This window comes from Saccharothrix algeriensis (assembly GCF_016907655.1).
GTDB classification, from domain to species: domain Bacteria; phylum Actinomycetota; class Actinomycetes; order Mycobacteriales; family Pseudonocardiaceae; genus Actinosynnema; species Actinosynnema algeriense.
In genome coordinates, this window is sequence record NZ_JAFBCL010000001.1 from 1,697,570 (window position 1) to 1,723,291 (window position 25,722).

A 25,722-nucleotide genomic window follows, 5' to 3' on the forward strand; every position below is an offset into this window, starting at 1 on the left:
CCCGCCCAACGCAGAGACAAATCAGGGGTCCGGAGCATCGTTTCCGCAGGTAGTACCCGGTGCGGACGCCCCGAAACCCGATCAAGTGTGACCGGGGCCACGTCGAGGAGTTTTCAGTGCGGCGCGGACGGCAGCAGGACGACCACCGAGAGACCCCCGCCGGGGATGGCCGAGGCGTGCACGCGCCCCTCGTGAGCTGCGACGGCGGCCCGCACGATGGACAGCCCCAGACCGGTGCCGGTGCGCGCGGTCCGGTCGGTGCCGCCCCGGCGGAACGGCTCGAACAGCTCGTCCACCCGGTCGGGCGCGATGACCGGACCGGACGAGGACACCCGCAGCGACGTCCACTCCGGGCCGCCCTCGGTGCGCACCTCGATCCACCCGCCGGGCAGGTTGTGCCGCACGCCGTTCTCTAGCAGGTTGCCCGCGATCCGCTCCAGCAGCGCGGGGTCGCCCACGGCGGGCGCCGGCGCCGTCACGAACGACGACCGCACCCGGCGCTCGGCGGCTTCCGCCCGCACGGCCCGCCACGCGGACTCCACCACGGCGTTCAGGTCGACGGGCTCGCGCACCGCCAGCCCCAGGCCGTCGGTCCTGGCCAGCAGCAGCAGGGCGCTGACCAGCTGCTCGGCCCGCTCGGTCGCCGAGCGCACCACGGCGGCCATCCGCCGCAGCTCGGCCTCGTCGGCGTCGGGATCCGACAGCGTCACGTCCAGCTCGGTGCGGATCACCGACAGCGGGGTGCGCAGCTCGTGCGAGGCATTGGCGACGAAGCGCCGCTGCGAGTCGAACGCCGCCTGGAGGCGGTCGAGCATCTCGTCGAAGGTGTCGGCCAGCTCGGCGACCTCGTCACGGGGGCCGGCCAGCCGCAGCCGCTCCCCCAGCGACTCGGCGGAGAGCTTGCGCGCCGCCTCGGTCACGTCGTGCACGGGTTGCAGCACGCGCCCGGTGATGGTCCACGCCAGCAGCGCCGCCGCCGCGACCACGCACAGGAACGCGATCGACCCGGACCTGAGCACGTCGTCGCGCGCCTGCTGGCCGAGCACCTCGGCGAGCACCCCGGCGTCCACGTCGACGCCGTCCACCCGCACGGTGCTGCCGTCGGGGAACTTCGGCGACGACCCGACCACCCGCCCGACGAGCATCCACCCCAGCAGCAGGAGCAGGGCGCTGACGAACGCCACCAACCCGGTGGCGAGCAGCGTCAGCCGGACCCGGAGTCCCGGCCCGCGCCGGCGCAGCCCAGCGTTCAGCGCGCGCCTTCCCGGGGCAGGGTCGCCGTGGGCACCCGGTAGCCGGAGCCCACCACGGTGTCGATGATGCCCGGTTCGCCCAGCTTCTTGCGCAGGGTCATCACGGTGACCCGGACGGTCGTGGTGAACGGGTCGGCGTTCTCGTCCCACACGCGTTCCAGCAGCTCTTCGCTGCTGACCACGGAGCCCTTGGCGGCGAGCAGCACCTCCAGCACGCCGAACTCCTTGCGGGTCAGCTCCACCGGCCGCCCACCGCGCCGCACGGTGCGCCGGGCCGGGTCCAGCTCCACGTCGTGCGCGGTGAGCAGCGGCGGGGTGGCCGGGGTGGCGCGCCGGGCCAGCGCCCGGACGCGGGCGACCAGCTCGGGGAACGCGAAGGGCTTGGCCAGGTAGTCGTCGGCGCCCAGGGACAGGCCGGCCACGCGGTCGTCCAGGCCCGCGCTGGCGGTGAGCATCATGACCCTGGTGAGGGCCCCGGAGCAGAGGATCTCCTTGCACAGCTCGTCGCCGGACATGCCGGGCAGGTCGCGGTCGAGCACCACCACGTCGTACCGGGTGACGGTCGACTTCTCGTGGCCCGTCTCGCCGTCGTAGGCGACGTCCACGGCCATGCCCTCGCGCCGCAGGCCGCGCGCGATCGCGTCGGCCAGCGGCACCTCGTCCTCGACTACCAGGATCCGCACCACACAAAGGTGCCACACATCCCTGAGAAGTCGCTTAATGCGACCCGCGGACCAGCGCGATCGGTCCGCCGGGGCGCTCTGCGGCCGGGCGGCCGACGGGCCCGTGGTCCCGGCGCCGGCCGGAGTGGCGACGGGGGCGCCGCCCACGCGGGCGCGGCCCGGAAGGGGCGCCGGCCGGCGGCGCGTCCCGGGCGCCGGTCCGAGGCCCGACGCGAGTCCGGAACGACGCGAGCCCGGAACGACGCGAGCCCCGGCGGCAGCGCCGCCCGGACCGCTCATCGACGGCGGAGGGGCCGGCCGGTCACTTCCGCGCGGTCGCGCCGATGCCGGCGGGCTCGGCCGCGGCGACCCACTCGGTGACCCGGCGGGCCACGTCCTGCGCGGTCAGCCCGAGGTCGGCCAGCACCTCGGCGCGTTCGCCGTGCTCGTGGAACGCCTGCGGGATGGCCAGGTCGCGCAGCGGGACCTCCACGTCCGCGTCGCGCAGCGCCGCCGCCAGCGCCCAGCCGAAGCCGCCGTGCCGGCCGCCGTCCTCGACGGTCACCACCAGCCGGTGCCGGGCGGCCAGGGCGACCAGGTCCGCCGACACCGGGAACACCCAGCGCGGGTCCACCACGGTGACGCCGATGCCCTGGTCGGCCAGCCGCTGCCCGGCGGCCACGCCCAGCGCGCCGAACGCGCCCACCGCGACCAGCAGCACGTCGGAACCGGAGCGGCTGAGCACGTCGACCGCGCCGACGCGGTCGACCGCGGGCAGGTCCTCGCCGACCGAGGCTTTCGGGTAGCGCACGACGGTCGGCGCGTCGGAGACCGCGACGGCCTCGCGCAGCTCCTCGCGCAGCGTCGCCGCGTCGCGGGGCGCGGCGACGCGGATGCCGGGGACGAGGCCGCAGATCGACAGGTCCCACATGCCGTGGTGGGACGCGCCGTCCGGGCCGGTGATGCCGGAGCGGTCGAGCACGACGGTGACGCCCTGCCGGTGCATCGCCACGTCCATCAGCAGCTGGTCGAACGCCCGGTTCAGGAACGTCGCGTAGACCGCCACCACGGGGTGCAGGCCGCCCATCGCGAGGCCGGCCGCCGAGGTCATCGCGTGCTGCTCGGCGATGCCGACGTCGAAGCACCGGTCGGGGAAGCGGCCGGCGAACTTGTCCAGGCCCGTCGGGCCGCGCATGGCCGCCGTGATGGCCACCAGGTCGGGCCGCTCGCCGCCCAGCTCCGCCAGCTCGTCGGCGAACACGTGGGTCCAGGTGCGCTTGGCCGGGGTCAGGTTCTCGCCGGTGATCGGGTCGATGACGCCGGTGGCGTGCATCTGGTCGGCCTCGTGGTTCTCGGCCGGGGCGAAGCCGTTGCCCTTGCGGGTCACGGTGTGGACGATGACCGGCCCGCCGAAGGACTTGGCGCGGCGCAGCGCCGACTCCAGCGCCGGCACGTCGTGGCCGTCGACCGGGCCGATGTACTTCAGGCCCAGGTCCTCGAACAGCGCCTGCGGGCTCAGCGCGTCCTTGATGCCGCGCTTGGCCGCGTGCAGGGCCGCGTAGACGGGCTTGCCGACGAACGGGGCCGACTGGAGGGCGTTGCGGCCCCGCTCCAGCGCGCGCTCGTAGCCGGGCTGCAGGCGCAGCGACGCCAGGTGGTCGGCCAGGCCGCCGATGGTCGGCGAGTAGGACCGGCCGTTGTCGTTGACGACGATCACCACCGACCGGTCGCGGCCGGCGGCGATGTTGTTCAGCGCCTCCCAGCACATGCCGCCGGTCAGCGCGCCGTCGCCGACCACGGCGACGACGTGGCCGGGGCGGCCGGTCAGCTGGAACGCCTTGGCCAGGCCGTCGGCGTAGGACAGGGCGGTGGAGGCGTGGCTGTTCTCCTCGACGTCGTGCTCGCTCTCGGCCCGCGACGGGTAGCCGGACAGGCCGCCCCGCTGCCGCAGCGTGTCGAACTCGGCGCGCCGGCCGGTGAGGATCTTGTGCACGTAGCTCTGGTGCCCGGTGTCGAACACCACCGGGTCGCGCGGCGAGTCGAACACCCGGTGCACGGCCATCGTCAGCTCGACGACGCCCAGGTTGGGGCCGAGGTGCCCGCCGGTGCGGGAGACCTTGTCGACCAGGAACCGCCGGATCTCCTCGGCCAGCCGCTCCAGCTCGGCGTGCTCCAGCCGTTTCAGGTCCGCCGGTCCGTGCACGGATTCCAGCAGCGTCACCGCTCCACCTCGCCCCTGTGGTAGGCCCCCGATCGTCCGGCCAGTCTACGGACCACTGGCTGAGACGGCGCTCAGCGAGCCGGCCCGCGCGGGGCCGCGCCCGCGGGCCGCAGCAGGGCGACGCATTCGACGTGGTGCGTCATCGGGAACGCGTCGAACGCCCTGAGCTGGGTCAACTCGTAGCCGTGCTCGGCGAACCAGGCGACGTCGCGCGCGAGCGCCGCGGGGTCGCACGCGACGTAGACCACACGCGCGGGCGCGGACCGGGCGATCGCGCCCACCACCGCCCGGCCGGCGCCCTTGCGGGGCGGGTCGAGCACCACCGCGTCCGGCGCCCGGTCGGCGAAGCCGGGGGCGGCCAGCACCGCCTCGGTGCGGCCCGCGTGCCAGCTGACCTGCGGCAGGTCGGCCAGGTTGGCGCGGCCGTCGGCGACCGCCCCGGTGGCGGACTCGACCACGGCCACCGACCCGGTCGGGCCGACCTGCTCGGCGAGCACGGCCGCGAACAGCCCCACGCCGCCGTAGAGGTCCCAGGCGCGGTCGCCGGGCCGGCAGTCCGCCCACTGCCCGACGACGGTCGCCAGCGCGTCCGCGGCGGCGGGGTGGACCTGCCAGAACCCGTCGGCGCGCAGCTCCCAGCGGCGGCGGGCGGCGCGCTCGGCGGCCGTGCCGCTGCCCCGGCGGCGGCGGGCGGGACCGGGCACGCGCCGCCCGCGCCGCACCACCGGCGGGCCGATCTCGGTCAGGTGGACCCGGCCGGCCGCGTCGCTGGTCACCACCAGCTCGGACGACGGCGGCCACGTGCGGTCGACCACGCCGTCCAGGGCGCCGGGCACGGCGATGACGCAGTGGTCCACCGGGACCACGCGGTGGCTGCGGTGGGCGCGGAACCCGGCCCGGCCGTCCGGCCCGACCGCCACCCGCATCCGGGTGCGCCAGTCCACCGGCCCGCCGGGCAGGGCCTCGACGACGACCTCCCGGTCCAGCTTCGCCAGCCGGCTGAGCTGCTCGGCGACCACGGCCGCCTTCAGCTCCCGCTGGGCGGGCCAGGAGGCGTGCTGCCAGTCGCAGCCGCCGCAGCGGCCGGGCCCGGCGAACGGGCACGGCGGTTCGACCCGGTCGGGCGAGGCGCGCAGGACCTCCACGGCGTCGCCGCGGCAGAACGACCCGCCGGCGTCCTCGGTGACCAGCACCCGGACGCGCTCGCCGGGCAGCGCGTGCCGGACGAAGACCACGCGGCCCTCGTGCCGGGCGACGCAGTGCCCGCCGTGCGCGACGGCGCCGACCTCGACCTCGATCAGCCGCTGCTCCCAGGTTGCCGTCACTTGCGATCCCACTTCTCCCTGCCGCGCTTGTCCAGGCCGCGGCGGACCGCGCCGGGCGCGACCACGTCGCGGTGCGTCACGTTCTTGGACGACGCCAGCTGCCACGGCACGCTGGTCACCATCACACCCGGTTGGTACAGCAGCCTGCCCTTCAGGCGCAGCGCGCTCTGGTTGTGCAGGATCTGCTCCCACCAGTGGCCGACGACGTACTCGGGGATGAACACGGTGACCACGTCGCGCGGGTTGTCGGTGCGGATGCGCTTGACGTAGTCCAGCACCGGTTTGGTGATCTCCCGGTAAGGCGACTCGATCACCTTCAGCGGGACCTTGAAGTTCTCCTGCTCCCACTCCTTGACCAGCTGGCGGGTGTCGGAGTCGTCGACGTTCACGGTGACCGCCTCCAGCACGTCCGGCCGGGTGGCCTTGGCGTAGGCCAGGGCGCGCAGGGTCGGCATGTGCAGCTTGGAGACCAGCACGACGGCGTGGTTGCGGGCGGGCAGCAGGCGCTGGCGCTCCTGCTGGCGCAGCTCCTCGGCCACCCGGTCGTAGTGCCGGCGGATCGCGGTCATCAGGGCGTAGATCGCGGCCATCACGGCGATGGCGATCCACGCGCCCTTGGTGAACTTGGTGATCAGCACGACGACGAGCACCGAGCCGGTCATCAGCAGGCCGAACGCGTTGATCGCCTGGGAGCGGCGCATCCGGTTGCGCTCGGCCGGGTCGGTCTCGGCGGCCAGCAGCCGGTTCCAGTGCCGGATCATGCCGGTCTGGCTCATCGTGAACGACACGAACACGCCCACGATGTAGAGCTGGATGAGCCTGGTGACCTCGGCGTCGAACGCCACCACCAGGACGACCGCGCCGCCGGCCAGGAACAGGATGCCGTTGCTGAACGCCAGCCGGTCGCCGCGGGTGTGCAGCTGGCGGGGCAGGTAGCGGTCCTGGGCGAGGATCGAGCCGAGCACCGGGAAGCCGTTGAAGGCGGTGTTCGCGGCCAGCACGAGGATCAGCGCGGTGACGGCGGTGATGAAGAAGAAGCCGACCGGGAAGCCGTCGAACACCGCGCCCGCGATCTGGGCGACCATGGTCTTCTGCTCGTAGCCGGCGGGCGCGCCGACCAGCTGGTGCGCCGGGTCCTCGGCCATCCGCACGCCGGTCAGCTGGGCCAGCACGATCAGGCCCATCAGCATCACGACCGCGATCAGGCCCATCATCAGCAGGGTGGTGGCGGCGTTGCGGGACTTCGGCTTGCGGAACGCGGGCACGCCGTTGCTGATCGCCTCCACGCCGGTCAGCGCGGCGCAGCCGGAGGAGAAGGCGCGCAGGACCAGGAACACGAACGCCAGGCCCACCAGGTGGTCGTCCTCGGCGCGCAGCTCCAGCCCGGCGCTCTCGGCGCGCAGCTCGTCGCCCAGGACCAGGGCCCGGACCAGGCCGTAGCCGATCATGAGCACGATGCCCGCCATGAACGCGTAGGTCGGGATGGCGAACGCCGAGCCGGACTCGCGGATGCCGCGCAGGTTGATCGCGGTGAGGACGACGATCGCCGCGACCGCGAACTCGACCTTGTGGGTGGCGATGAACGGGATGGCCGACCCGATGTTGGCCGCCGCCGACGAGATGGACACGGCCACGGTGAGGATGTAGTCCACCAGCAGGGCGCTGGCGACCGTGAGGCCCGCCCGCGGGCCGAGGTTGACCGTCGCCACCTCGTAGTCGCCGCCCCCGGAGGGGTAGGCGCGCACGTTCTGCCGGTAGCTCGCCACCACCGTCAGCATGACGACCACCACGACGACGCCGACCCAGGGTGCGATCGTGTAGGCGCTCAACCCGGCGACCGACAGCACGAGGAAGATCTCCTCCGGCGCGTACGCGACCGACGACATGGCGTCGGAGGCGAACACCGGCAGGGCGATCCGCTTGGGCAGGAGGGTGTGCGCCAGCCGGTCGCTCCGGAAGGGGCGGCCGACCAGGAGGCGCTTGGCCGCGGTTGCGAGCTTGGACACGGGTGGAAAGCGTAAGGGGTCAGGTCCCCTGGTCGGAGTAATCGTGGGTAGGTTCTCCCCAGGCGTCGTTCAGGAGGCTCTCGTGCACGTGGTGATCATGGGGTGCGGCCGGGTGGGTTCGTCCCTGGCCAAGGCCCTCGAACGCCTGGACCACCAGGTCACGGTGATCGACAAGGACGTGCAGTCCTTCCGCCGGTTGGGCGCCGACTTCCACGGCAGGCAGGTGGTCGGCAACGGGTTCGACCAGAAGGTGCTGATCGAGGCGGGCATCGAGCGGGCGGGCGCGTTCGCGGCGGTGTCCAGCGGCGACAACTCCAACATCATCTCGGCGCGGGTGGCGCGGGAGACCTACGGCGTGGAGGCCGTGGTCGCCCGCATCTACGACGAGAAGCGCGCGGCGGTGTACGAGCGGCTGGGCATCCCGACGGTGGCCACCGTGCCGTGGTCGACCGACCGCTTCCTGCGGATGCTGCTGCCCGAGGGCGCCGCGACGGCGTGGCGCGACCCGTCCGGGTCGGTGGCGGTGCTGCCGCTGGACCTGCACGAGGACTGGGTGGGCCGGTCGGTCCGGGACCTCCAGGAGGCCACCGGGTCCCGGGTGGCGTTCGTGATGCGGTTCGGGACCGGCGTGCTGCCGGACTCCCGGACGCTGTTGCAGGCCGACGACGTGGTCTACGTGGCCGCGCTGTCGGGGACCGTGACCGACGTGGCCGCCGCGGCGGCCCAGGCGCCCGAGGAGGGCTGAGGTGCGGATCGCCATTGCGGGTGCCGGTGCGGTCGGGCGGTCCATCGCGGCCGAGCTGGTCGCCGACGGGCACCAGGTCATGCTGATCGAACGGGACCGCGCGCACTTCGAGCCGCACACCGTCGAGCAGGCCGAGTGGGTGCAGGCCGACGCGTGCGAGCTGTCCTCGCTGGAGGACGCGGGGATGCAGCTGTGCGACGTGGTCATCGCGGCGACCGGCGACGACAAGGTCAACCTGGTGGTGTCCCTGCTGGCCAAGACCGAGTTCGCGGTGCGCCGGGTGGTCGCGCGGGTCAACAACCCGGCCAACGAGTGGCTGTTCACCGGGTCGTGGGGCGTGGACGTGGCGGTGTCGACGCCGCGGATCCTGTCGGCGCTGGTCGAGGAGGCCGTGACGGTCGGCGACGTGGTCCGGCTGATGACCTTGCGGCAGGGCCAGGCGAACCTGGTGGAAATCACCCTGCCGGAGGACACCCCGCTGGGTGGTTCGCCGGTGAACTCGCTGGCGCTGCCCCGGGACGCCGCGCTGGTGACCATCCTGCGGGGCGGTCGGGTCATCGTGCCCACGCCCGAGGACACGCTGGAGGGCGGGGACGAGCTGCTGTTCGTGGCGGCGGCGGACGTGGAGCGCGAGATCCGGTCCGCACTGGGGTACTGAGCCGGGCGCCCGCCCGTCGGGGTTCCCGGGGCGGGCGGCGGCCCGCCGTCGGCGCTCCGGGGCCGGTCGACGTTCCGGGACCGGTCAGCGCTCCGGGGCGGTGTCGGGGTCGTACCGACCCCGCAGGCGCTCCTCGGCCTCGCGGTCGGCCTGCTCCTCCCGCTCCTGGGCGGCCTTGAGCCGCTTGTCCGACCGCCGCACCGCCCACACCGTCGCCACCAGGGCCACGGCCATCAGCGGGTAGCCCATGGCGAGCTTCGCCGTCGCCAGCCAGCCGACCGACGCCTCGTCGTACAGCCACCGCTGCACCACGAACCGGGAGCCGAAGACCAGCGCCCACACCAGGGTCGCGATGTCGTAGTCGCGGACCGACGCGCGGTCGCGCCGCCACGCCGAGCCCTGGCCGTTGAGGAAGCTCCAGATCACGCCCGCCAGCGGCCAGCGGACCAGGATGGAGCCCAGGAACACGCCGCCGTAGACCAGGCTCTGCCAGATGCCGAACAGGAAGAAGCCCTTGGCGTCCCCCGTCCGGTAGGCGATGAAGGCCGCGATGCCCACGCCGAACACCGCCGACACCGCGGGCTGCACCGAGCCCTTGCGCAGGGCGAGCACGATCCCGATGACCACGGCCGAGCCCAGGGCGCCCCAGATCGCGGGCATCAGCCCCGCGAAGGCGTTCACCAGGACGAACACCACCACCGGCAGGGACGAGAGCAGCAGCCCGCTGACCCCGCCCATCTGCTCCAGCAGGGTGGGCTGCTTCTCTGATCCGGTTGTCGTCATGAAGCGTTCTGCAGTTCGTAGTAGGGGTTGTAGAGCACCTTGCGGCCGTCCCGGACGGCGATCCGGCCGCGCGCCTTGAGGGTGCGGCCCGGCTCGATGCCCGCGATGCGCCGGCGGCCCAGCCAGACCAGTGTGACGCCCTCGGTGCCGTCGTACAGCTCCGCCTCCAGCGTGGCGGCGGCGTCCCGGGGGCACAGCTCGACGCTGCGCAACCTGCCGAGCACCGTCACCTCCTGACCGGATTTGCAGTCGCACGCGCGGACGGCCCCGACCTCCACGGCTTTCCGCGACAGGTCGTCGGCGTCCAGCTCGCTGACGTCGGTGGTGAGCCGACGCACGAGGCGGCGCCAGTAGCCGCCCCCAGTATTAGCCATCCCCGACTCCTGGGTGCCTCCGCAGGGCTCCGACCGTGGAGCCCGTCCTGGATCCAGCGTAACCGGGTGCACCCGACCGGGTATCCGACTGGGGGAGGATGCGGGAACCATGGCTGCTCCCCTCACCGCGACCACCGCCGTCCTGCTGCCCGGCACCGCCTCCGACGAGGTGTTCGTCCGCTCCGCCTTCGCCCGGCCGCTGGCCCGCGCGGGGTTCGCGCTGGTGGCGCCGTCGTCGCGGTCGGTGCGCGCGCACCTCGCCGCGCTGGACGCCGCCTGGACCGGGAAACCGCTGCTCGTGGGGGGTGTGTCGCTGGGCGCGCAGATCGCCGCGGCGTGGGCGGCGCGCCACCCGCGGCGGTGCGCCGGCGTGCTGGCCGCGCTGCCGGCGTGGGTCGGCCGCCCGGACGGGGCGCCCGCCGCGCTGGCCGCCCTCGCGAGCGCGTCCGCCGTTGACAGTGAAGGATTGGCCGCGGCCCTGACCGGGGTCGACGGCTGGCTGGGGGCTGAGCTGCGGCGCGCCTGGCCCCGGTACGGGGAGCGACTGCCCGCCGTGCTGCGCGAGGCCGCCACGACTGACGCCCCCTCTTCGGGTGAATTGCGCGGATTGCGCGTCCCGGTGGGGGTCGTCGCCTGCACCGACGACCCGATCCACCCGTTGGAGGTAGCCCGGCAGTGGGCCGACGCCCTCCCCCGCGCCGCGCTGCGCACGACGACGCTGGCGGCGCTGGGCGCGGACCGGGAAGCCCTGGGCCGCGCCGCGCTCGACGCCTACCTGGCCGCGGCGGCCCTCGCCTAGCCCTGCCGCCGCCGGCCCTGCCGCCGCCGGCCCTGCTGCTGCCGGTCCTGCTGTTGCCGGCCCTGCTGCCGCTAGCCCTGCTGCTGGGCCGCGATGTGCCGGGCGATGGCCTCCGGCAGCTCGATCGGCAGCGGGGTGCGCACCGGCATGGGCTGCGGGCCGCGCACCACGACGGTGTTGCGCATCAGCTCGTACAGCGCCTCCACGGCCTGCGCCGCCTGCTGCTCGGACGGGGCCGCCGCGACACCGCGCAGCATCCACCGCGGGCCGTCCACGCCCACGAACCGCAGGTGCACCTCGTTGTTGCGGGCGCTGATCTCCTCGCCCCAGTCGCCGTTCTCCCGGTTGATGCGGAACCCGTCGCCCTTGAGCTGCCCGATCAGCTCCGCGCCGACCTCCGGCCACAGCCGGTCCGACTTCGGGGCCGCGAAGGCGCTGACCGTGAGCTGGCCGACCGTCGTCAGCAGGTGCACCGCGCGCACCGCGCCCGCCGGGTCCATCTCGACCTGCAGCTGCGCGCCGTCGGGCACGGGCAGCCGGATCGAACCCAGGTCGAGCCTGGTCAGGCCGTCGTCGGGGGCCTGCGACTCGTCGTGGGGGCCGTCGCCGGGGTGCCCCTCGGCGGCCTCGACCTCCGGTTGCGCCGTCCCCCGGTCCGCGGAGTGCCTACCGCGCTTGCGGCGCTTTCCGAACATCGCCTTTACCCCTCCGTCCGGGCGAGCACCTCGTGCCCGCCTGTAGAGCCGTAGCCGCCCGCGCCCCGCTCGGAGCCGGGCAGCTCCTCGACCTCGCGGAACACCGCGTGCTCCACCTTCTGCACGACCAGCTGGGCGATCCGGTCACCGCGGGAGAGCGCGATCGGGGCGCGCGGGTCGTGGTTGACCAGACATACCTTGATCTCGCCGCGAAAGCCGGCGTCGATCGTGCCCGGGGTGTTCACCACGCTCAACCCGACCCTGGCCGCCAGCCCGCTGCGCGGGTGCACGAACGCCGCGTAGCCCTCGGGCAGGGCGATCGCGATGCCGGTGCCCACCACGGCGCGCTCACCCGGGTCGATCACCACGTCGGTGGTCGTCACCAGGTCCGCGCCCGCGTCGCCGAGTCTGGCGTACGACGGGGGCGGGAGGGACGGATCGAGCCGGGACAGCAGGACCTCGACGCTGGGCACGGCGCGCGAGACTACCCTGGTCGTGTGAGCGAGAGTGCTGTGACCGCCCCGACCGCGTTCCGCGAGCGGCTGTACGTGCCGTGGTGGGGCTGGCCGCTGCCGCTGGCCGCGGCGGTGCTGCTGGCCGCCGAGATCCACATGGGCTTCCAGGGGGTCCGGTCGTGGCTGCCCTACGCCGTGACGGTGCCGCTGGCGCTGCTGCTGCTGTGGCGGCTGGGCTCGCTCAAGGTGGAGGTGGCGGGCGGCGAGCTGCGGGTCGGGCAGGCCCACGTGCCGCTGGCGCTCCTCGGCGAGGTCGAGGTGTTCGACGCGAAGACCAAGCGCAAGGCGATGGGGCCGCACCTGGACCCGATGGCGTTCGTCGCGCACCGCGGGTGGATCGGACCCATGGTGAAGGTCGCGCTGGAGGACCCGGCCGACCCGACGCCGTACTGGCAGTTCAGCGTCCGGTCGCCGGAGAAGCTGGTCGCCGCCCTCCGCGCGGAGGGCGTCGGGGGCGGGGATCCGTCGGGTGAGGGTCGAGCGCCCGCCGGGCGGTGACCGACCGGAGCGGCGCCCGGGGGTTCGGCGTCCCGGGGTCGGCGGGTTCGGCGTCCCGGGGGTTCGGCGCCGGCGGGACGCGGCCGGGTCGGCGTCCCGATCGGGACAAGCCGAAGGGGTGAAGCCGAAAGGTGTGATCGCCCGCGGCGGCCTCCCGGAGTCGTCCCCCGCGGGGGAGTCCTGCCGGAGGCGCCGGGGAGCCGGGTGGGGGGAGCCGGCCGTGGCGGCGGCGCGACGTCACCCGGCAACGCGACCGGGCGGCCACCCCGGGCGGTGGGGTGGACGACCGGGAACGGGGTCGTCGGTGCTGGTCGTCGGTGCTGGTCGTCGGTGCTGGTCGTCGGTGCTGGCCGGACCGGTCGGCCGGTGCTGTCCGCGCTGCTCAGGCGCAGTCGCGGCAGATGTACTGGCCGTGGTCCTCCTCGGCGAGGCGGCTGCGGTGGTGCACGAGGAAGCACTTCGAGCACGTGAACTCGTCCGCCTGCTTGGGCAGGACCTTGAACGTCAGTTCCTCACCGGACAGGTCGGCGCCCGGCAGCTCGAAGTTCTCGGCAGACGCGTCCTCGTCGATGTCGACGACCCCGGACTGCGTTTCATTGCGCCGCGCCTTCAACTCCTCGAGGGAGTCCTCAGCGAGTTCATCGGCCTCGCTGCGACGCGGAGCGTCGTAGTCGGTCGCCATCTTCTTTCACCCCTGCGGTCAACGGAGACTGTTCGTGTCGCTGGTTAACGCACCAGCGCCCCTGTTTGTGCCCTCCGTCCCCAGTGACGGAGGTCTCGCCCGCGCGGCCGGGCGCCAACCCCCTGTACGTCGACGCATCAGGCTGTCCGGGAGCGCGCGGAGCGCCGAGAGGGTAGCTCATCGTTCGGGCCCCTGTGCACCGGGTTCCCCCTAATTGAGCAGACGGGTGACAGGACCTCCGCACGCTGGCCCGATAGGCTTCGGACGGGCCCCGTCCACCCGGCCCGGCCGCGTCGCGCCGCCCCACGGTGGCACGACCGTCCGCGACCGGCTGGTCGCGGACCGCTACCCGGGACCCGGAACGCGGGATCGCGGGGCGCGGCCTAGCCTGATCACAACAGCACTGCGCCAAAAGGGGAGGTCGGCGGACGTGAGGCCCGGGTCGGGGAGCAGCGGGTCGTCGCGGTACCGGAAGCGGCGCCCGGTGCCGGCGCTGGTGCTGTTCCTGGTGCTCGCCGTGACGGCCGTCGTGGTGTGGAACCAGGTGCTGTCGGAAGCGGGCGACGTGGACGCGGCGATCCGGTGCAACCCGCCCGGTGGCGTGCCGGCGTCCTCCTCCGTCGTGCCGCCCGAGGGCGGTGGCGCGCAGTCGGCCCCGGCGCCCTCGGCGGGCACCGTGCTCAGCCACGACGCCCTGGACCGCACCGACCCGGTGCCGGTGGGCGAGGTGCAGTTCCGCGTGTTCAATGCGAGCACGCAGCGCAACCAGGCCCGGTTCGTCGCGACGACGCTGACCGAGCTGGGCATGAAGCAGGCGGCCGAGCCGGGCAACGACCCGGTCTACCCGGCGCAGGACATGGCCTGCCGCGGCCAGATCCGCTTCGGCGCGCCGGGCGCGGGCGCGGCGCGGACGCTGAGCCTGGTCGAGCCGTGCCTGGAGCTGGTGCGCGACGAGCGCCAGGACGCGACCGTGGACGTGGCGGTCGGCAAGAAGTTCACCGAGGTCAAGGCCAACCACAACGCGCGCAGGGTGCTGGACCGGCTCACCGACTGGGCCGACCAGCAGCCCGACCAGCAGGGCGGCCAGGTCGCCGATCGCGGCGCGCCGACCCTGGACCCGGACACCCTCCAGGCCGCCCGCGACGTGCACTGCTGACCCCGCGCCACTGGACCCGAGCCGCAGACCACTGACCTGCGCCGCGCGCCGCTGGACCCGCACCGCGCACCGCTGACCTGCGCCGTACGCCGCTGACCTGCGCCGTACGCCGCTGACCTGCGTCGTACGCCGCTGACCTGCGTCGTACGCCGCTGACCTGCGTCGTACGCCGCTGACCTGCGTCGTACGCCGCTGACCTGCGACATCACCGCGATTGTCGGTGGTGCGCGGGACAATGGAACCGGGGGCCGGAGGCCGCGCCCCGACCTCCGGCAGATCGCGCTCCGACCCCCCGAGGCCGCCCCTGGCCCCGGCGGGCCACACCGCGCCCGGCGAGTCGCACCCGACCCCCTGCAAGTCCGTCCCGAACCTCGGCGAACCACCCCCTGGCAGGCCACGCCCCAACCCCGCGAGCCCGCCCGCAACCCCGGCAAGCCGCGCCGCGCCCCGGCAAGCCGCGCGACCGCGGACTGCCCGCGGACCGCCCCGATCCGCCCCCGCGCGGGAGCGTGCCTGCGAAGCCCCTGCGGACCCCCGCAGGCCGCTGCCCGGGACTTCCGCCGGCCCCTCAGACCTTCCCGAACCCGTGCTCCACCAGCACCCCGCGCAACGCATCCGCGATGCCCGGCGCGGCGGCGAACGTGGCATCCTCCCCCAGCTCCGGCGCCTCGCCCGGCAGGTGCACCACCGCACCCGCCTCCCGCGCCAGCAGCGCGCCCGCGGCCCAGTCCCAGCGCCCGAGGCCGTGCTCGGCGTAGGCGTCCAGCCACCCCGCCGCCACATAGCACAGGTCCAGGGACGCCGCGCCGGCCCGCCGCATGTCCCGCACCAGCGGCGCGACCCCGGCCCACGCCTCGGCCTGCCGCCGCCGCCGCTCGGCCCGGTAGGCGAAGCCGTAGCCGAGCAGCGAGACACCCAGACGGGTCGCGCCCGACGCGGTGAGCCGCCGCCCGTCCAGCCAGGCCCCTCCCCCGGCCGAGGCCGTCCACACCCGCCCGGTGGCGGGCTCCACCACGGCGCCGGCCACCGACACGCCGTCCACCTGCGCCGCGACGGACACCGCGTAGTGCGGGATGCCGTACAGGTAGTTCACGGTGCCGTCGATCGGGTCCACGACCCAGGTCAGGCCCTCCACCACCGAGCCGCCCTCCTCCTCGCCGAGCACCGGCTCGCCGGGGCGCAGCTCGGCCAACCGCCGGCGCACCAGCCGCTCTGAGGCGCGGTCGGCCGCGGTGACGACGTCGGTGGCGGTGCTCTTGGTGTCGACCTCCGACACCGCCGAGGCCCGCGTGGCCAGCACGAGCTCACCCGCTTCGCGGCCCACCCGGACCGCGACGTCGACCAGGGCGCGTGGATCGAACGGCAACTGTTCCTCCTGGGTCACTCTCACGGGACTATCGGGGAACCGCAGGCTAGTGTCTGCGGCCACGGTCACCTGAATCGAGTAGGAAGGGCCACGGGGATGGGCACAACCCGCGGGTTCGGCGTGGACATCGGCGGCTCGGGCATCAAGGGCGGACTGGTGGACCTGGAGGCGGGCGCGCTGGACGGCGAGCGCCTGCGCATCCCGACGCCGCAGCCGTCGACGCCGGCCGCGGTCGCCGACGTGGTCGCCGAGATCGTCGAGAAGTTCGGCTGGGACGGTCCACTCGGCGTCACGCTGCCCTGCGTGGTCAAGCGCGGCGTCGCGCACACCGCGGCCAACGTCGACAAGGGCTGGATCGGCACCGACGCCGCGGCGCTGTTCGCCCGGCGGCTGGGCAGGCCGGTGGAGGACGTCGTCGTGCTCAACGACGCCGACGCCGCCGGCATCGCCGAGATGCGCTTCGGCTCCGGCCGCGGCCGGGACGGGCTGGTCGTGCTGCTGACCTTCGGCACCGGCATCGGCAGCGCCGTCTTCCTGGACGGCCGGCTGGTGCCCAACACCGAGTTCGGCCACCTGGAGGTCGACGGGCACGACGCCGAGTCCCGCGCCGCCGCCTCCGTGAAGGAGGACAAGGGCCTGAGCTGGGCGGAGTGGGCGCCGCGCGTGTCGCGCTACCTGGGCGTGCTGGAGGACCTGGTGTGGCCGGACCTGGTCATCGCGGGCGGCGGGGTCAGCAAGAAGGCGGAGAAGTGGCTGCCGCTGCTGGAGGTGCGCACCGAGGTGGTCGCCGCCGCCCTGAAGAACGACGCGGGCATCGTCGGGGCCGCCGTGGCCGCGGCGCACGGTTTGCGGCACTGAAATTCACGAGCCCGCTAGCTGCGCAAACACCTGGTGGCGCAGATCTTGACCGGGTGATGCGCATCGGCGCGCGTTCCTCGTCGTTACAATGGAACGGTGCCCCGCCGGCGAGCGATCCGGCGGGCTCCCCCCGTACTCCGGCGACCGAGGTTCGCGCCCTTCGGTTTGCCTTGATCGACAGTCGCGAAAGGGCGTACGTGGCAGCCGCGAAGACGACTCAGGCAGCTAAGGCTGACGCCGAGGAGACGCCCAAGGCCACCTCGGCGAGGAAGGCCCCGGCCAAGAAGCCGGCGGCGAAGACCGCCGCGGCGGGCAAGACGGTCACGCGGTCGCCGCGCAAGACGGCCGCCAAGGCCGCCCCCGCCGGCGGCCCGGTGAAGGCCAAGAAGGCCGGCGAGGGCGACGAGCCCGAGGACATCGAGGGCGTTCCCGGTGACGAGGACCTGGTCGACGACGTCGAACTGATCGACGAGCCGGTCGAGGAAGAGCCCGCCGAGGAGGAGGCCAAGCCCGGCGAGGGCGACTTCGTCTGGGACGAGGAGGAGTCCGAGGCGCTGCGGCAGGCCCGCAAGGACGCCGAGCTGACCGCGTCCGCCGACTCGGTCCGCGCCTACCTCAAGCAGATCGGCAAGGTCGCCCTGCTCAACGCGGAGGAGGAGGTCGAGCTCGCCAAGCGGATCGAGGCCGGCCTCTACGCCGCCGAGCGGGTCCGCCGCGCCGAGGAGGAGAGCGAGAAGCTCACCCCGCAGCTGCGGCGCGACCTGCGGTGGATCGTGCGCGACGGCGAGCGCGCCAAGAACCACCTGCTGGAGGCGAACCTCCGCCTGGTCGTGTCGCTGGCCAAGCGCTACACCGGCCGCGGCATGGCGTTCCTGGACCTGATCCAGGAGGGCAACCTGGGCCTGATCCGCGCGGTGGAGAAGTTCGACTACACCAAGGGCTACAAGTTCTCGACCTACGCGACGTGGTGGATCCGCCAGGCGATCACCCGCGCGATGGCCGACCAGGCCCGCACCATCCGCATCCCGGTGCACATGGTCGAGGTCATCAACAAGCTCGGCCGCATCCAGCGCGAGCTGCTCCAGGACCTGGGCCGCGAGCCCACCCCGGAGGAGCTGGCCAAGGAGATGGACATCACGCCGGAGAAGGTGCTGGAGATCCAGCAGTACGCGCGTGAGCCCATCTCGCTGGACCAGACCATCGGCGACGAGGGCGACAGCCAGCTCGGTGACTTCATCGAGGACTCGGAGGCCGTGGTGGCCGTGGACGCGGTGTCGTTCACGCTGCTGCAGGACCAGCTCCAGTCCGTGCTGGCGACGCTGTCCGAGCGCGAGGCGGGTGTCGTGCGGCTGCGCTTCGGCCTGACCGACGGCCAGCCGCGGACGCTGGACGAGATCGGCCAGGTCTACGGCGTGACGCGGGAGCGCATCCGCCAGATCGAGTCGAAGACGATGTCGAAGCTGCGCCACCCGTCGCGGTCGCAGGTGCTGCGCGACTACCTGGACTGAGCGCGAGTCGGACCGGGTAGGACCCGGAACGGTGCCGGTGGCCCCGCGCGGGGCCACCGGCACCGTTCCGTCCACGGCCGTGGACGATCCCGTCGCGCTCACGGTCCGCGCCTCCGTTGTCACCAAAGGTGATCGCCGGCGGGCGGGTCGAGTGAGGACGGTGTGAGTTGCCGGCCGGTGAACCGGGCGTGTCCCGCCCGCATCGTGGAAAGCGGGGGCGTGTTCGCTCTGGGCTGACCAAAGTGTTACCGGTCACAGCCCGGCCCACCGGCGACCCACCGTTCGGAGCAGCGGCGGTGGGCACGGCGCCGTATCCGCAGGTCTGAAAGCCTTGACACGACAGCGGAACGTGAGCGCCGGCGCGGCGAACCGGGGCAACCGCCAGGTTCGAACGCCCTGTGGCGCGGGTAAATGACCAGTGACGCGGGTCGCCACGGCCCAGGGAACACTGACTTACGCCCGTGCGTCTGCAAGAGTGGAGCCAGCGAACACGACGCACCAGCCAGTTGTGGAGTGGTCGCAGCTAGGTGTGAGGGCACCGATCCCCGGTGCCGGGACGGAGGGAGATTTCCATGACTACCACGCTCACCCGCCCCGAGTTGACCGCTGCCGACCGCTGCGACCGCTGCGGGGCTGCTGCCCAGGTACGCGCCGTCCTCCCCTCGGGGGGCGAGTTGCTGTTCTGCGGGCACCACGCCCGCGAGCACAGCACGAAGCTGCGCGAACTCGCTGCCGAACTGCAGCAGGGCTGAACACGAGCGGGCCGCGAGGCCCGCGAGCACCCTGGCCGTCCGGGGCGGGGACCCACCGGGTCCCCGCCCCCCTGCACGTCCGGGCCCGGTCCGGTCGGCCGCCGAGGGGTCAGAGCAGGGCCAGCACCGGCTCGAAGGCCAGCTCGGCCGCCCCGACGAGCTTCGCGTCCCGCCCCAGCGGCGAGGACACGATGCGCGTGCCCCCGATCGCCCGGCTGACCAGGCTGCGCTGCCGCACGGTGGCGCGCACCCGGTCCACCAGCACCTCCGGCAGCGCCGTGAACAGGTCGCCGAGCACCACCTGCTCCGGCCCGAGCACGTTGACCACCGTGACCAGCCCCGTCGCCAGCCACTCGGCGAACTCCCCCAGCCGGTGCGCCACCGCCTCCGGCGAGGCCGCCAGCGAGCGCAGCTCGGCCACCACCGCGCCGCGCGGCGCGCCCTCGGGCAGCGCCAGCGCCCGGCACAGCGCCGCCTCCCCCACCTCGGTCTCCCAGCAGCCGCGGCACCCGCAGTAGCAGGGCCGGCCGCCGGGGCGCACGACCATGTGGCCCAGCTCCCCCACGTAGCCGCCGGCGCCGCGCAGCGGGGCGCCGGACGAGACGACCCCGCCCCCGACGCCGACGTCGGCGGAGACGTAGACGACGTCCGACGCCCCGCGCGCGGCCCCGCGCACGTGCTCGGCCAGCGCCCCCAGCTCGGCGTCGTTGCCGACCCGGACGGGCGCCCTCAGCACCGCCGCCAGCCGCTCGCCCAGCGCCACGTCGGTCCAGTGCAGGTTGGGCGCCTCGTGCACCAGGCCGTCCGAGCGCCGCACGACGCCCGGCACGGACACCCCGACGCCGACCGCCCGGACGTCCAGCTCGTCGGCCAGCAGCTTCGCCGAGTCGGCGACGCGGGTGATCACCTCGCCCGGTTCGCGCGACCGGTGGTGCAGCTTCCACGAGTCGCGGCCCAGGATGTCGCCGCCCAGGCCGACGAAGGCCACCGCCACCTGCTCCACGCGGACGTCGACCGCCAGCACCACGGCGGCCTGCGGCTGCGGCAGCACCAGCAGGGACGGCCGGCCCGCGCCGGAGCGCTGGGCGGGCACGCGCTCGACCACCACGCCCGACTCCGCCAGGCCGTCCACCAGCGCCTTGATGGTGCTGCGGTTGAGCCCCAACTCGGTCGCGAGCGAGGCCCTGGTGGCCGGGCCGTCCACGTGCAGCCGGCGCAGCAGTGCCGTGCGGTTGTGCCGGCGGACCTCGTCGGGCCGCGCGCCGGCGGTGGGGGGTGTGGTCACGTCAGCGCGCGGGGACCGCCGCGCGGCGCCGGGACAGCGCGTCGACACCGGCGGCCAGCAGCAGGACCAGGCCGGTCACGATGAACACGGCGGCGGCCGGCAGGTCGAGCAGGCCCATGCCGTTGTCGATGGTGGCGAGCACGGCCGCGCCGATCACCGCGTCGCGCAGCCTGCCCCGGCCGCCGAACAGCGACGTGCCGCCGATGACCGCCGCGCCCACCGACAGCAGCAGCGTGTTGTCGCCGCCGGCGTTCGGGTCGACCGAGCCGACCTTGGAGGAGTAGACGATCGCGCCGACCGCCGCGGCCGAGGAGCAGATCACGAACACGCTCATCCGGATCCGCTCGACGTCGACGCCCGCGCGCCGGGCCGCCTCCCGGTTGCCGCCCACCGCGTACACGTGCCGGCCGTACCGGGTGCGCTCCAGCACGAACGTGCCCACGACCAGCAGCGCCAGCACGATCGGCACCACGTGGGGCACGCCCTCGATCACCACGGCGTCCGACACCGCCCGGTCCAGCGCCAGCAGGTGCGTGCCCACCGCGGCGAGCACGACGACCGCGCCGACCTTGGTCAGCACCAGCGGCGTGGGTGGGGCCACCAGACCCTTGCGCAGCCTGGAGAAATGCCTGCCGAGCACGACGGCAGCATAACCGCCGGCGGCGACCGCGCAGAGGACCCAGGAGCCGGCGGTCGACAGGTTGCCGTTGGCCACCGCGAACAGCACCTCGTCGTCCAGGCCCAGCGTGCCGCCCTGGCCGACGAGCTGGAGCACCACGCCGCCCCACGCGAGGAACAGCGCCAGCGTCACCACGAACGACGGGATGCCGACCTTGGCGACCAGGAAGCCGGTGACGCAGCCGATGGCGGAGCCGACGCAGACCGCCAGCAGCATCTCCACCCACGGGTTCGGCGGCACGCCGACCAGCGCGATGACCAGCGCCGCGGCGGAGAGCGCCGCGCCCGGCCAGATCCGCATCACCGCCGCCAGCACGACGGCCAGCAGCAGCAGGCCGCAGAACAGGGCGAAGACCACCACCCCCATGCCGCCCAGCAGGTTGCCGCCCTTGACCAGGTGCAGCGCCATGACGGCCGCGGTGACGCCGGACGCGGTGCCCGCGGACAGGTCGATCTCGCCGAGCAGCAGCACGAACACCAGGCCCATCGCGATGATCGTGATGCTCGCGCCCTGGGCGAGCAGGTTGGCGATGTTGCCCAGCGTCAGGAACGTGTCGGCGATCGCGCTGAACGCGACCAGCAGCACGACCAGGCCGAGCAGGGCGGGCAGCGGGCCCAGCTCGCCGCCGCGCAGGCGGGCGCCGTAGTCGCGCAGCGCCTCGCCGGTGGAGCGCGACGTGGTGTCGATGCCGAAGTCGGAGAGCGCGGCGGCGGGCGGCGGGGTCTGACTGGTGGTGTCGGTCATGCCGGGATCCCTCAGGTGGTGGCGGGTTCGGGGCGGGCGGTGCCGAGGTCGCCGGAGCGGCCCGCGGTGATCAGCTCGACCACCTGGCCGCGGGTGACGTGCCCGGTGCGCACCTCGGCGGCCATCCGGCCGAGGTACAGGCACGCGACGCGGTCCGCGACCTCGAACACGTCGTTCATGTTGTGGCTGATCAGGACCACGCCCAGGCCCTGCTCGGCGAGCCTGCGCACCAGGTCGAGCACCTGGCGGGTCTGCGCGACGCCCAGCGCGGCGGTCGGCTCGTCCAGCAGCACGACCCTGCTGTTCCACAGCACGGCCTTGGCGATGGCGACGGTCTGCCGCTGGCCGCCGGACAGCGACGCGACCTGCGTGCGCACGGACTTGACCGTGCGGACCGACAGCGAGGCGAGGGCCCGGCGGGCGGCCTGCTCCATGCCCGCCTCGTCCAGCAGCCCGAACCGGCCGCGCTCCCGGCCCAGGAACATGTTCTGGACGATGTCGAGGTTGTCGGCCAGCGCGAGGTCCTGGTAGACGACCTCGATGCCGAGGGCCGCGGCGTCGCGCGGCCCGCCGAAGCGCACCGGCCTGCCCTCGAACCGGATCTCGCCGGAGTCCGTCGAGTGGCTGCCCGCGATGCACTTGACCAGCGTGGACTTGCCCGCGCCGTTGTCACCGACCAGCGCGGTCACCTCACCGGCGTGGACGGTGAAGTCGACGTCGTGCAGGACGCGCACGGGGCCGAAGCTCTTGTTGACACCGCGCAGCTCGAGGATCGGCTCGCTCACTGCTCGCTCCTGTGTTGGATGGCGTCGCCTTCGGCGCCGCGGCGAGGCCGCCTGGTAGTCGGCTCATCGCGGCGCGTTTCCCTCCGATCGAAAAGCGTGATCGGAGGGAAAGGCGTCGCGACAAGCCGACGCGGCCTCGCAGGGGGGCGGGTGGGTGGGGGAGGTGGAGGGAAGGGGGGTGGAGGGAGAGGGAAGGGGAGGCGGAGGGAAAGAGGGTGGGGTGGGAAAGGGTGGGGCGGGAAAGAGGGAGGTGGAGGGAGAGAGGGAGGGAGAGAAGGGAGGGGAGGGGTTAGTTGATGCCTTGTTGGGTGCAGGCGGGTTGGGTGTCGGGGACGCAGATGTCGGAGACCTCCACGAAGCCGGCGTCCACGACGGCCTTGACGTTGTCCTTGGTGATCAGCTGGGCGGTGAGCAGCACCGACTTGACCTCGCGACCGCCCTCGGGGTCCTTCGAGACGTCTTTCGCCAGGGCGTCGGCGGCGGCGGTGTCGCCCCTGGCCAGCGCGCCCGCCAGCTTCGCGGCGGCCCGCGCCTCTTCCTCGATCGGCTTGAACACGGTCATGTACTGGTCGCCGCGCAGGACGGCCTGGAGGCCCTCCGGCGTGGCGTCCTGGCCGGTGACCGGCACCTTGCCGTTGAGGCCGTACTTCTTCAGCACGGTGATCACCGCGCCGGCGAGGCCGTCGTTGGCGGCGACGACGCCGTCGACCCGCTGGCCGTTGCCGGTGAGGATCTGCTCGAAGGTCGTGCCGCCCTTCTGGTTGTCCCAGCCGTCGATGGGCTGCGACCGGACGAGTTCGTAGTCGCCCGCGTCGTACCTGGGCTGGAGGACCTTCCGCTGCCCCTCGGTGAACAGGGTGGCGTTGTTGTCGGTGGGCGCGCCCTGGATCTCGACGACCTCGGCGGGCCGCTTGCCCGGCGCGAGTTCGGCCAGCCCCCGGACCAGGCCCTCGCCCTGCAGCTCGCCGACCGCGACGTTGTCGAACGAGACGTGGTACTCCGAGCTGCCGCCCAGGTTGAGGCGGTCGTAGTCGATGACCTCGATGCCCTGCGCCTGGGCCTTCTTCGCGACCGAGGCGCCGACCTCGCTGTTGGGGGCGGCGATGATGAGCACCTCGACACCGGCGTTGATCATGCCGTCGGCGAGGGTGGTGAACTTCTGGACGTTGCCCTGGGCGTTCTGGATGTCGGGGTCGAGCCCCTCGGCTTCGAGCGCCTTCTCCAGCAGGGGCTTGTCGAAGCTCTCCCAGCGGGCGGAGGTGGCGGTCTCGGGGAGGATGACGCCGACCTTCGCGCCGCCCGCCGGACCGCCGCCCGCGGTGGACCCCGGGGCGCTGCCACCACCGGACGAGTTGGCGCCGCACGCCGTCATGGCCACGGCCAGGCCGGTGCCGAGGGCGATCAGGGCGAGGCTGTTGCTGCGCATCCGCCATCCCTTCAGAACGAGTCCAGGGAAATGTTGTGGCGCACAACGTATGCCGGGCGACGCGGTGACCGGAAGCACACTGGAACGATCAACTCTTCACCATGCGCTAACGAGACAGTAACCGGGAGGTACCACCACTGCCCCGAACAGGCCAGCGCACTACGCCTGGGCGTGTGAGGGGAGGCGGGTCACCAGGACCGCAGGGTGGCGATGCGCTCCTCCAGCTGCTCGATGCTGGCCATCGCCGTGGGCGGGCCGCCGCAGTACTCGCGCAGCTGGTTGTGGATCTTGCCGTGCGGCTTCTTGGTCCGGTGGTGGTGCATGGCCACCAGCGTGTTCAGCTCCTTGCGGAGCTGACCGAGGCGCTCCTGCACGCTCGCGGGCCGGGTCGGCTGCGGCGGCGGGGGCGTGACCGGGGCCGGCTTCCGGCTCGCCTCGACGAGCTGCTTCTCCTGGCGCTGGCGCAGCAGGGCGCGCACCTGGTCGGGCTCCAGCAGGCCGGGCAGGCCCAGGTACTCCTGCTCCTCCTCGCTGCCCGCGAACGCGGCCGTGCCGAACGACGAGCCGTCGTAGATCACCTGGTCCAGCTCGGCGGACGCGCCCAGCGCCGTGAACGCCCGCTCCTCCTCGCCCGGCTCGTCCTGGACCTGGTTGGCCTGCGCCAGCAGCTCGTCGTCCCAGCCGTCCTTCTCCCGGTGCGGCTTGCCCAGCACGTGGTCGCGCTGCTGCTCCAGCTCGCTGGCGAGCCCGAGCAGCACGGGGACGCTGGGCAGGAACACGCTGGCCGTCTCGCCCTTGGCGCGCTGCCGCACGAACCGGCCGATGGCCTGGGCGAAGAACAGCGGGGTGGACGAGCTGGTCGCGTACACGCCGACGGCCAGGCGCGGGACGTCCACGCCCTCGGACACCATGCGGACCGCGATCAGCCAGCGCTCGGTGGACCGGGAGAACTCCGCGATCCGGCCGGAGGCCCGGGGGTCGTCGGACAGCACGAGCGTGGCCTCGTGGCCGGTGACGCGCCGCAGGATCTCGGCGTAAGCCTTGGCCACGGTCTGGTCGGTGGCGATCACCAGGCCGCCGGCGTCGGGCATCCCGCCGTTGCGCAGCTGGGTCAGCCGCAGGTCGGCGGCCTTGAGCACCGACGGCATCCACTCGCCGGTCGGGTCCAGGGCGACCCGCCACGCCCGCGCCGTCTGCTCCTGGGTCAGCGGCTCGCCGAGGCGGGCGGAGAACTCCTCACCCGCGCTGGTCCGCCAGCTCGCCTCGCCGGAGTAGGCGAGGAAGATGACCGGGCGGACGACGCCGTCCTTGAGCGCGTCGGAGTAGCCGTAGGCGTGGTCGGCCTTGCTGCGCTGCGCGCCGTCCGGGCCGGGCTCGTAGCTGACGAACGGGATCGGCGAGTCGTCGCTGCGGAACGGCGTGCCGGTGAGGCACAGCCGCCGCACGGCGGGCGTGAACGCCTCGCGGATGGCGTCGCCCCAGGACTTCGCGTCGCCGCCGTGGTGGATCTCGTCGAGCAGGACCAGGGTCTTGCGCTGCTCGGTGCGCACTCGGTGCAGCGTCGGGTGCGCCGCCACCTGGGCGTAGGTCAGCGCGACGCCGTGGTAGTCGCGGGAGGTCACGGCGTTGGTGTTGCGGAAGTTCGAGTCGATCGCGATGCCCGCCTCGGCCGCCGCCTGCGCCCACTGGTGCTTGAGGTGCTCGGTCGGCGTGACGACCGTGACGGCCTCCACCGTGCGGTCGGCCAGCAGCTCGGCGGCGACCCGGAGGCCGAACGTGGTCTTGCCCGCGCCCGGCGTGGCGACCGCCAGGAAGTCCTTCGGCTTGGCCGCCAGGTACTTGGTCAGCGCGCGGCGCTGCCAGGCGCGCAGGGGACGGGTCGTGGCGACTTGCGGTTGCGACAAACCTCGAACCCCTTCTCTCCAGCTCAACCGTGGTGGGGCATGG

General features: G+C 73.7%; 24 protein-coding genes. 8 read left to right on the forward strand and 16 right to left on the reverse strand.

What is annotated here, in order from left to right:
- Window positions 1-113: 113 nt before the first annotated feature.
- The 5 genes from JOE68_RS07370 to JOE68_RS07390 all read right to left on the reverse strand — a co-directional run bounded on the left by JOE68_RS07370 (window position 114) and on the right by JOE68_RS07390 (window position 7,467).
- Window positions 114-1,241, reverse strand: a complete 1,128-nt coding sequence (locus JOE68_RS07370) for a HAMP domain-containing sensor histidine kinase (RefSeq protein ID WP_204845972.1) — start codon at window positions 1,239-1,241, stop codon at window positions 114-116.
- Between the two features lie 8 nt (window positions 1,242-1,249).
- Complete coding sequence (locus JOE68_RS07375; protein ID WP_204841578.1) at window positions 1,250-1,936, reverse strand: response regulator transcription factor; 687 nt, start codon at window positions 1,934-1,936, stop codon at window positions 1,250-1,252.
- Between the two features lie 301 nt (window positions 1,937-2,237).
- Window positions 2,238-4,136, reverse strand: a complete 1,899-nt coding sequence (gene dxs, locus JOE68_RS07380; protein ID WP_204841579.1) for a 1-deoxy-D-xylulose-5-phosphate synthase — start codon at window positions 4,134-4,136, stop codon at window positions 2,238-2,240.
- A 71-nt stretch (window positions 4,137-4,207) separates the two neighbouring features.
- Window positions 4,208-5,461 carry a class I SAM-dependent RNA methyltransferase gene (locus JOE68_RS07385; RefSeq protein WP_204841580.1) on the reverse strand — a complete coding sequence of 418 codons (1,254 nt, stop codon included), beginning with the start codon at window positions 5,459-5,461 and terminating at the stop codon, window positions 4,208-4,210.
- Entirely contained in the window at window positions 5,458-7,467 is a 2,010-nt protein-coding gene (locus tag JOE68_RS07390) for an APC family permease (RefSeq protein ID WP_204841581.1), read from the reverse strand. The genes JOE68_RS07385 and JOE68_RS07390 overlap by 4 nt, the downstream gene beginning before the upstream one ends.
- Before the next feature lie 82 nt (window positions 7,468-7,549).
- Here JOE68_RS07390 and JOE68_RS07395 point away from each other — a divergent pair, with 82 nt between their 5' ends.
- Together JOE68_RS07395 and JOE68_RS07400 are read left to right on the forward strand one after the other, a co-directional pair.
- Window positions 7,550-8,212, forward strand: a complete 663-nt coding sequence (locus JOE68_RS07395) for a potassium channel family protein (RefSeq protein WP_204841582.1) — start codon at window positions 7,550-7,552, stop codon at window positions 8,210-8,212.
- Window position 8,213: 1 nt separating this feature from the next.
- Window positions 8,214-8,870, forward strand: coding sequence for a potassium channel family protein (locus tag JOE68_RS07400; protein ID WP_204841583.1), 657 nt, complete (start codon window positions 8,214-8,216; stop codon window positions 8,868-8,870).
- 84 nt (window positions 8,871-8,954) lie between these two features.
- On the opposite strand, the gene JOE68_RS07405 is transcribed toward JOE68_RS07400, so the two are convergent.
- Complete coding sequence (locus tag JOE68_RS07405; RefSeq protein WP_204841584.1) at window positions 8,955-9,653, reverse strand: DUF3159 domain-containing protein; 699 nt, start codon at window positions 9,651-9,653, stop codon at window positions 8,955-8,957.
- Window positions 9,650-10,027, reverse strand: a complete 378-nt coding sequence (locus tag JOE68_RS07410) for an OB-fold nucleic acid binding domain-containing protein (protein WP_204841585.1) — start codon at window positions 10,025-10,027, stop codon at window positions 9,650-9,652. Before JOE68_RS07410 ends, JOE68_RS07405 begins: the two co-directional genes overlap by 4 nt.
- 109 nt (window positions 10,028-10,136) lie before the next feature.
- Between JOE68_RS07410 and JOE68_RS07415 the strand changes: the two genes are divergently transcribed.
- Window positions 10,137-10,826, forward strand: coding sequence for an alpha/beta fold hydrolase (locus tag JOE68_RS07415; protein ID WP_204841586.1), 690 nt, complete (start codon window positions 10,137-10,139; stop codon window positions 10,824-10,826).
- A gap of 71 nt (window positions 10,827-10,897) precedes the next feature.
- Here JOE68_RS07415 and JOE68_RS07420 read toward each other — a convergent pair whose 3' ends face one another.
- Window positions 10,898-11,521: a DUF3710 domain-containing protein gene (locus JOE68_RS07420; RefSeq protein WP_204841587.1), complete on the reverse strand. Its 624-nt coding sequence runs from the start codon at window positions 11,519-11,521 to the stop codon at window positions 10,898-10,900.
- Window positions 11,522-11,526: 5 nt separating this feature from the next.
- On the reverse strand, window positions 11,527-11,994 hold the full coding sequence (gene dut / locus JOE68_RS07425; protein WP_204841588.1) for a dUTP diphosphatase: 468 nt from the start codon (window positions 11,992-11,994) through the stop codon (window positions 11,527-11,529).
- A gap of 24 nt (window positions 11,995-12,018) precedes the next feature.
- Here dut and JOE68_RS07430 point away from each other — a divergent pair, with 24 nt between their 5' ends.
- Entirely contained in the window at window positions 12,019-12,534 is a 516-nt protein-coding gene (locus JOE68_RS07430) for a DUF3093 domain-containing protein (protein WP_307819564.1), read from the forward strand.
- Between the two features lie 382 nt (window positions 12,535-12,916).
- On the opposite strand, the gene JOE68_RS07435 is transcribed toward JOE68_RS07430, so the two are convergent.
- Window positions 12,917-13,216: a DUF4193 domain-containing protein gene (locus JOE68_RS07435; RefSeq protein WP_204841589.1), complete on the reverse strand. Its 300-nt coding sequence runs from the start codon at window positions 13,214-13,216 to the stop codon at window positions 12,917-12,919.
- A gap of 430 nt (window positions 13,217-13,646) precedes the next feature.
- Here JOE68_RS07435 and cei point away from each other — a divergent pair, with 430 nt between their 5' ends.
- Window positions 13,647-14,372 carry an envelope integrity protein Cei gene (cei, locus tag JOE68_RS07440; RefSeq protein ID WP_204841590.1) on the forward strand — a complete coding sequence of 242 codons (726 nt, stop codon included), beginning with the start codon at window positions 13,647-13,649 and terminating at the stop codon, window positions 14,370-14,372.
- A gap of 568 nt (window positions 14,373-14,940) precedes the next feature.
- On the opposite strand, the gene JOE68_RS07445 is transcribed toward cei, so the two are convergent.
- Window positions 14,941-15,738 (reverse strand): inositol monophosphatase family protein, encoded by a 798-nt coding sequence (locus JOE68_RS07445; RefSeq protein WP_204841591.1) that lies wholly within the window; start codon window positions 15,736-15,738, stop codon window positions 14,941-14,943.
- 96 nt (window positions 15,739-15,834) lie between these two features.
- Here JOE68_RS07445 and ppgK point away from each other — a divergent pair, with 96 nt between their 5' ends.
- The 3 genes from ppgK (at window position 15,835) to JOE68_RS07460 (ending at window position 18,856) form a co-directional block, all read left to right on the forward strand.
- Window positions 15,835-16,596 (forward strand): polyphosphate--glucose phosphotransferase, encoded by a 762-nt coding sequence (ppgK, locus tag JOE68_RS07450; RefSeq protein ID WP_204841592.1) that lies wholly within the window; start codon window positions 15,835-15,837, stop codon window positions 16,594-16,596.
- Between the two features lie 197 nt (window positions 16,597-16,793).
- Complete coding sequence (locus JOE68_RS07455) at window positions 16,794-18,104, forward strand: RNA polymerase sigma factor (RefSeq protein ID WP_346039000.1); 1,311 nt, start codon at window positions 16,794-16,796, stop codon at window positions 18,102-18,104.
- Window positions 18,105-18,676: 572 nt separating this feature from the next.
- Window positions 18,677-18,856, forward strand: a complete 180-nt coding sequence (locus JOE68_RS07460; RefSeq protein ID WP_121011206.1) for a DUF7455 domain-containing protein — start codon at window positions 18,677-18,679, stop codon at window positions 18,854-18,856.
- A gap of 109 nt (window positions 18,857-18,965) precedes the next feature.
- Here JOE68_RS07460 and JOE68_RS07465 read toward each other — a convergent pair whose 3' ends face one another.
- The 5 genes from JOE68_RS07465 to JOE68_RS07485 all read right to left on the reverse strand — a co-directional run bounded on the left by JOE68_RS07465 (window position 18,966) and on the right by JOE68_RS07485 (window position 25,679).
- Window positions 18,966-20,141, reverse strand: coding sequence for an ROK family transcriptional regulator (locus tag JOE68_RS07465; protein ID WP_204841594.1), 1,176 nt, complete (start codon window positions 20,139-20,141; stop codon window positions 18,966-18,968).
- Between the two features lies 1 nt (window position 20,142).
- Window positions 20,143-21,564, reverse strand: coding sequence for a sugar ABC transporter permease (locus JOE68_RS07470; RefSeq protein WP_204841595.1), 1,422 nt, complete (start codon window positions 21,562-21,564; stop codon window positions 20,143-20,145).
- A gap of 11 nt (window positions 21,565-21,575) precedes the next feature.
- A complete protein-coding gene (locus JOE68_RS07475; RefSeq protein WP_204841596.1) occupies window positions 21,576-22,349 on the reverse strand; it encodes an ATP-binding cassette domain-containing protein in 774 nt (257 codons plus the stop codon).
- Window positions 22,350-22,638: 289 nt separating this feature from the next.
- Window positions 22,639-23,775: a sugar ABC transporter substrate-binding protein gene (locus JOE68_RS07480; protein WP_204841597.1), complete on the reverse strand. Its 1,137-nt coding sequence runs from the start codon at window positions 23,773-23,775 to the stop codon at window positions 22,639-22,641.
- A gap of 188 nt (window positions 23,776-23,963) precedes the next feature.
- Complete coding sequence (locus JOE68_RS07485; protein WP_204841598.1) at window positions 23,964-25,679, reverse strand: DEAD/DEAH box helicase; 1,716 nt, start codon at window positions 25,677-25,679, stop codon at window positions 23,964-23,966.
- Window positions 25,680-25,722: the final 43 nt, after the last annotated feature.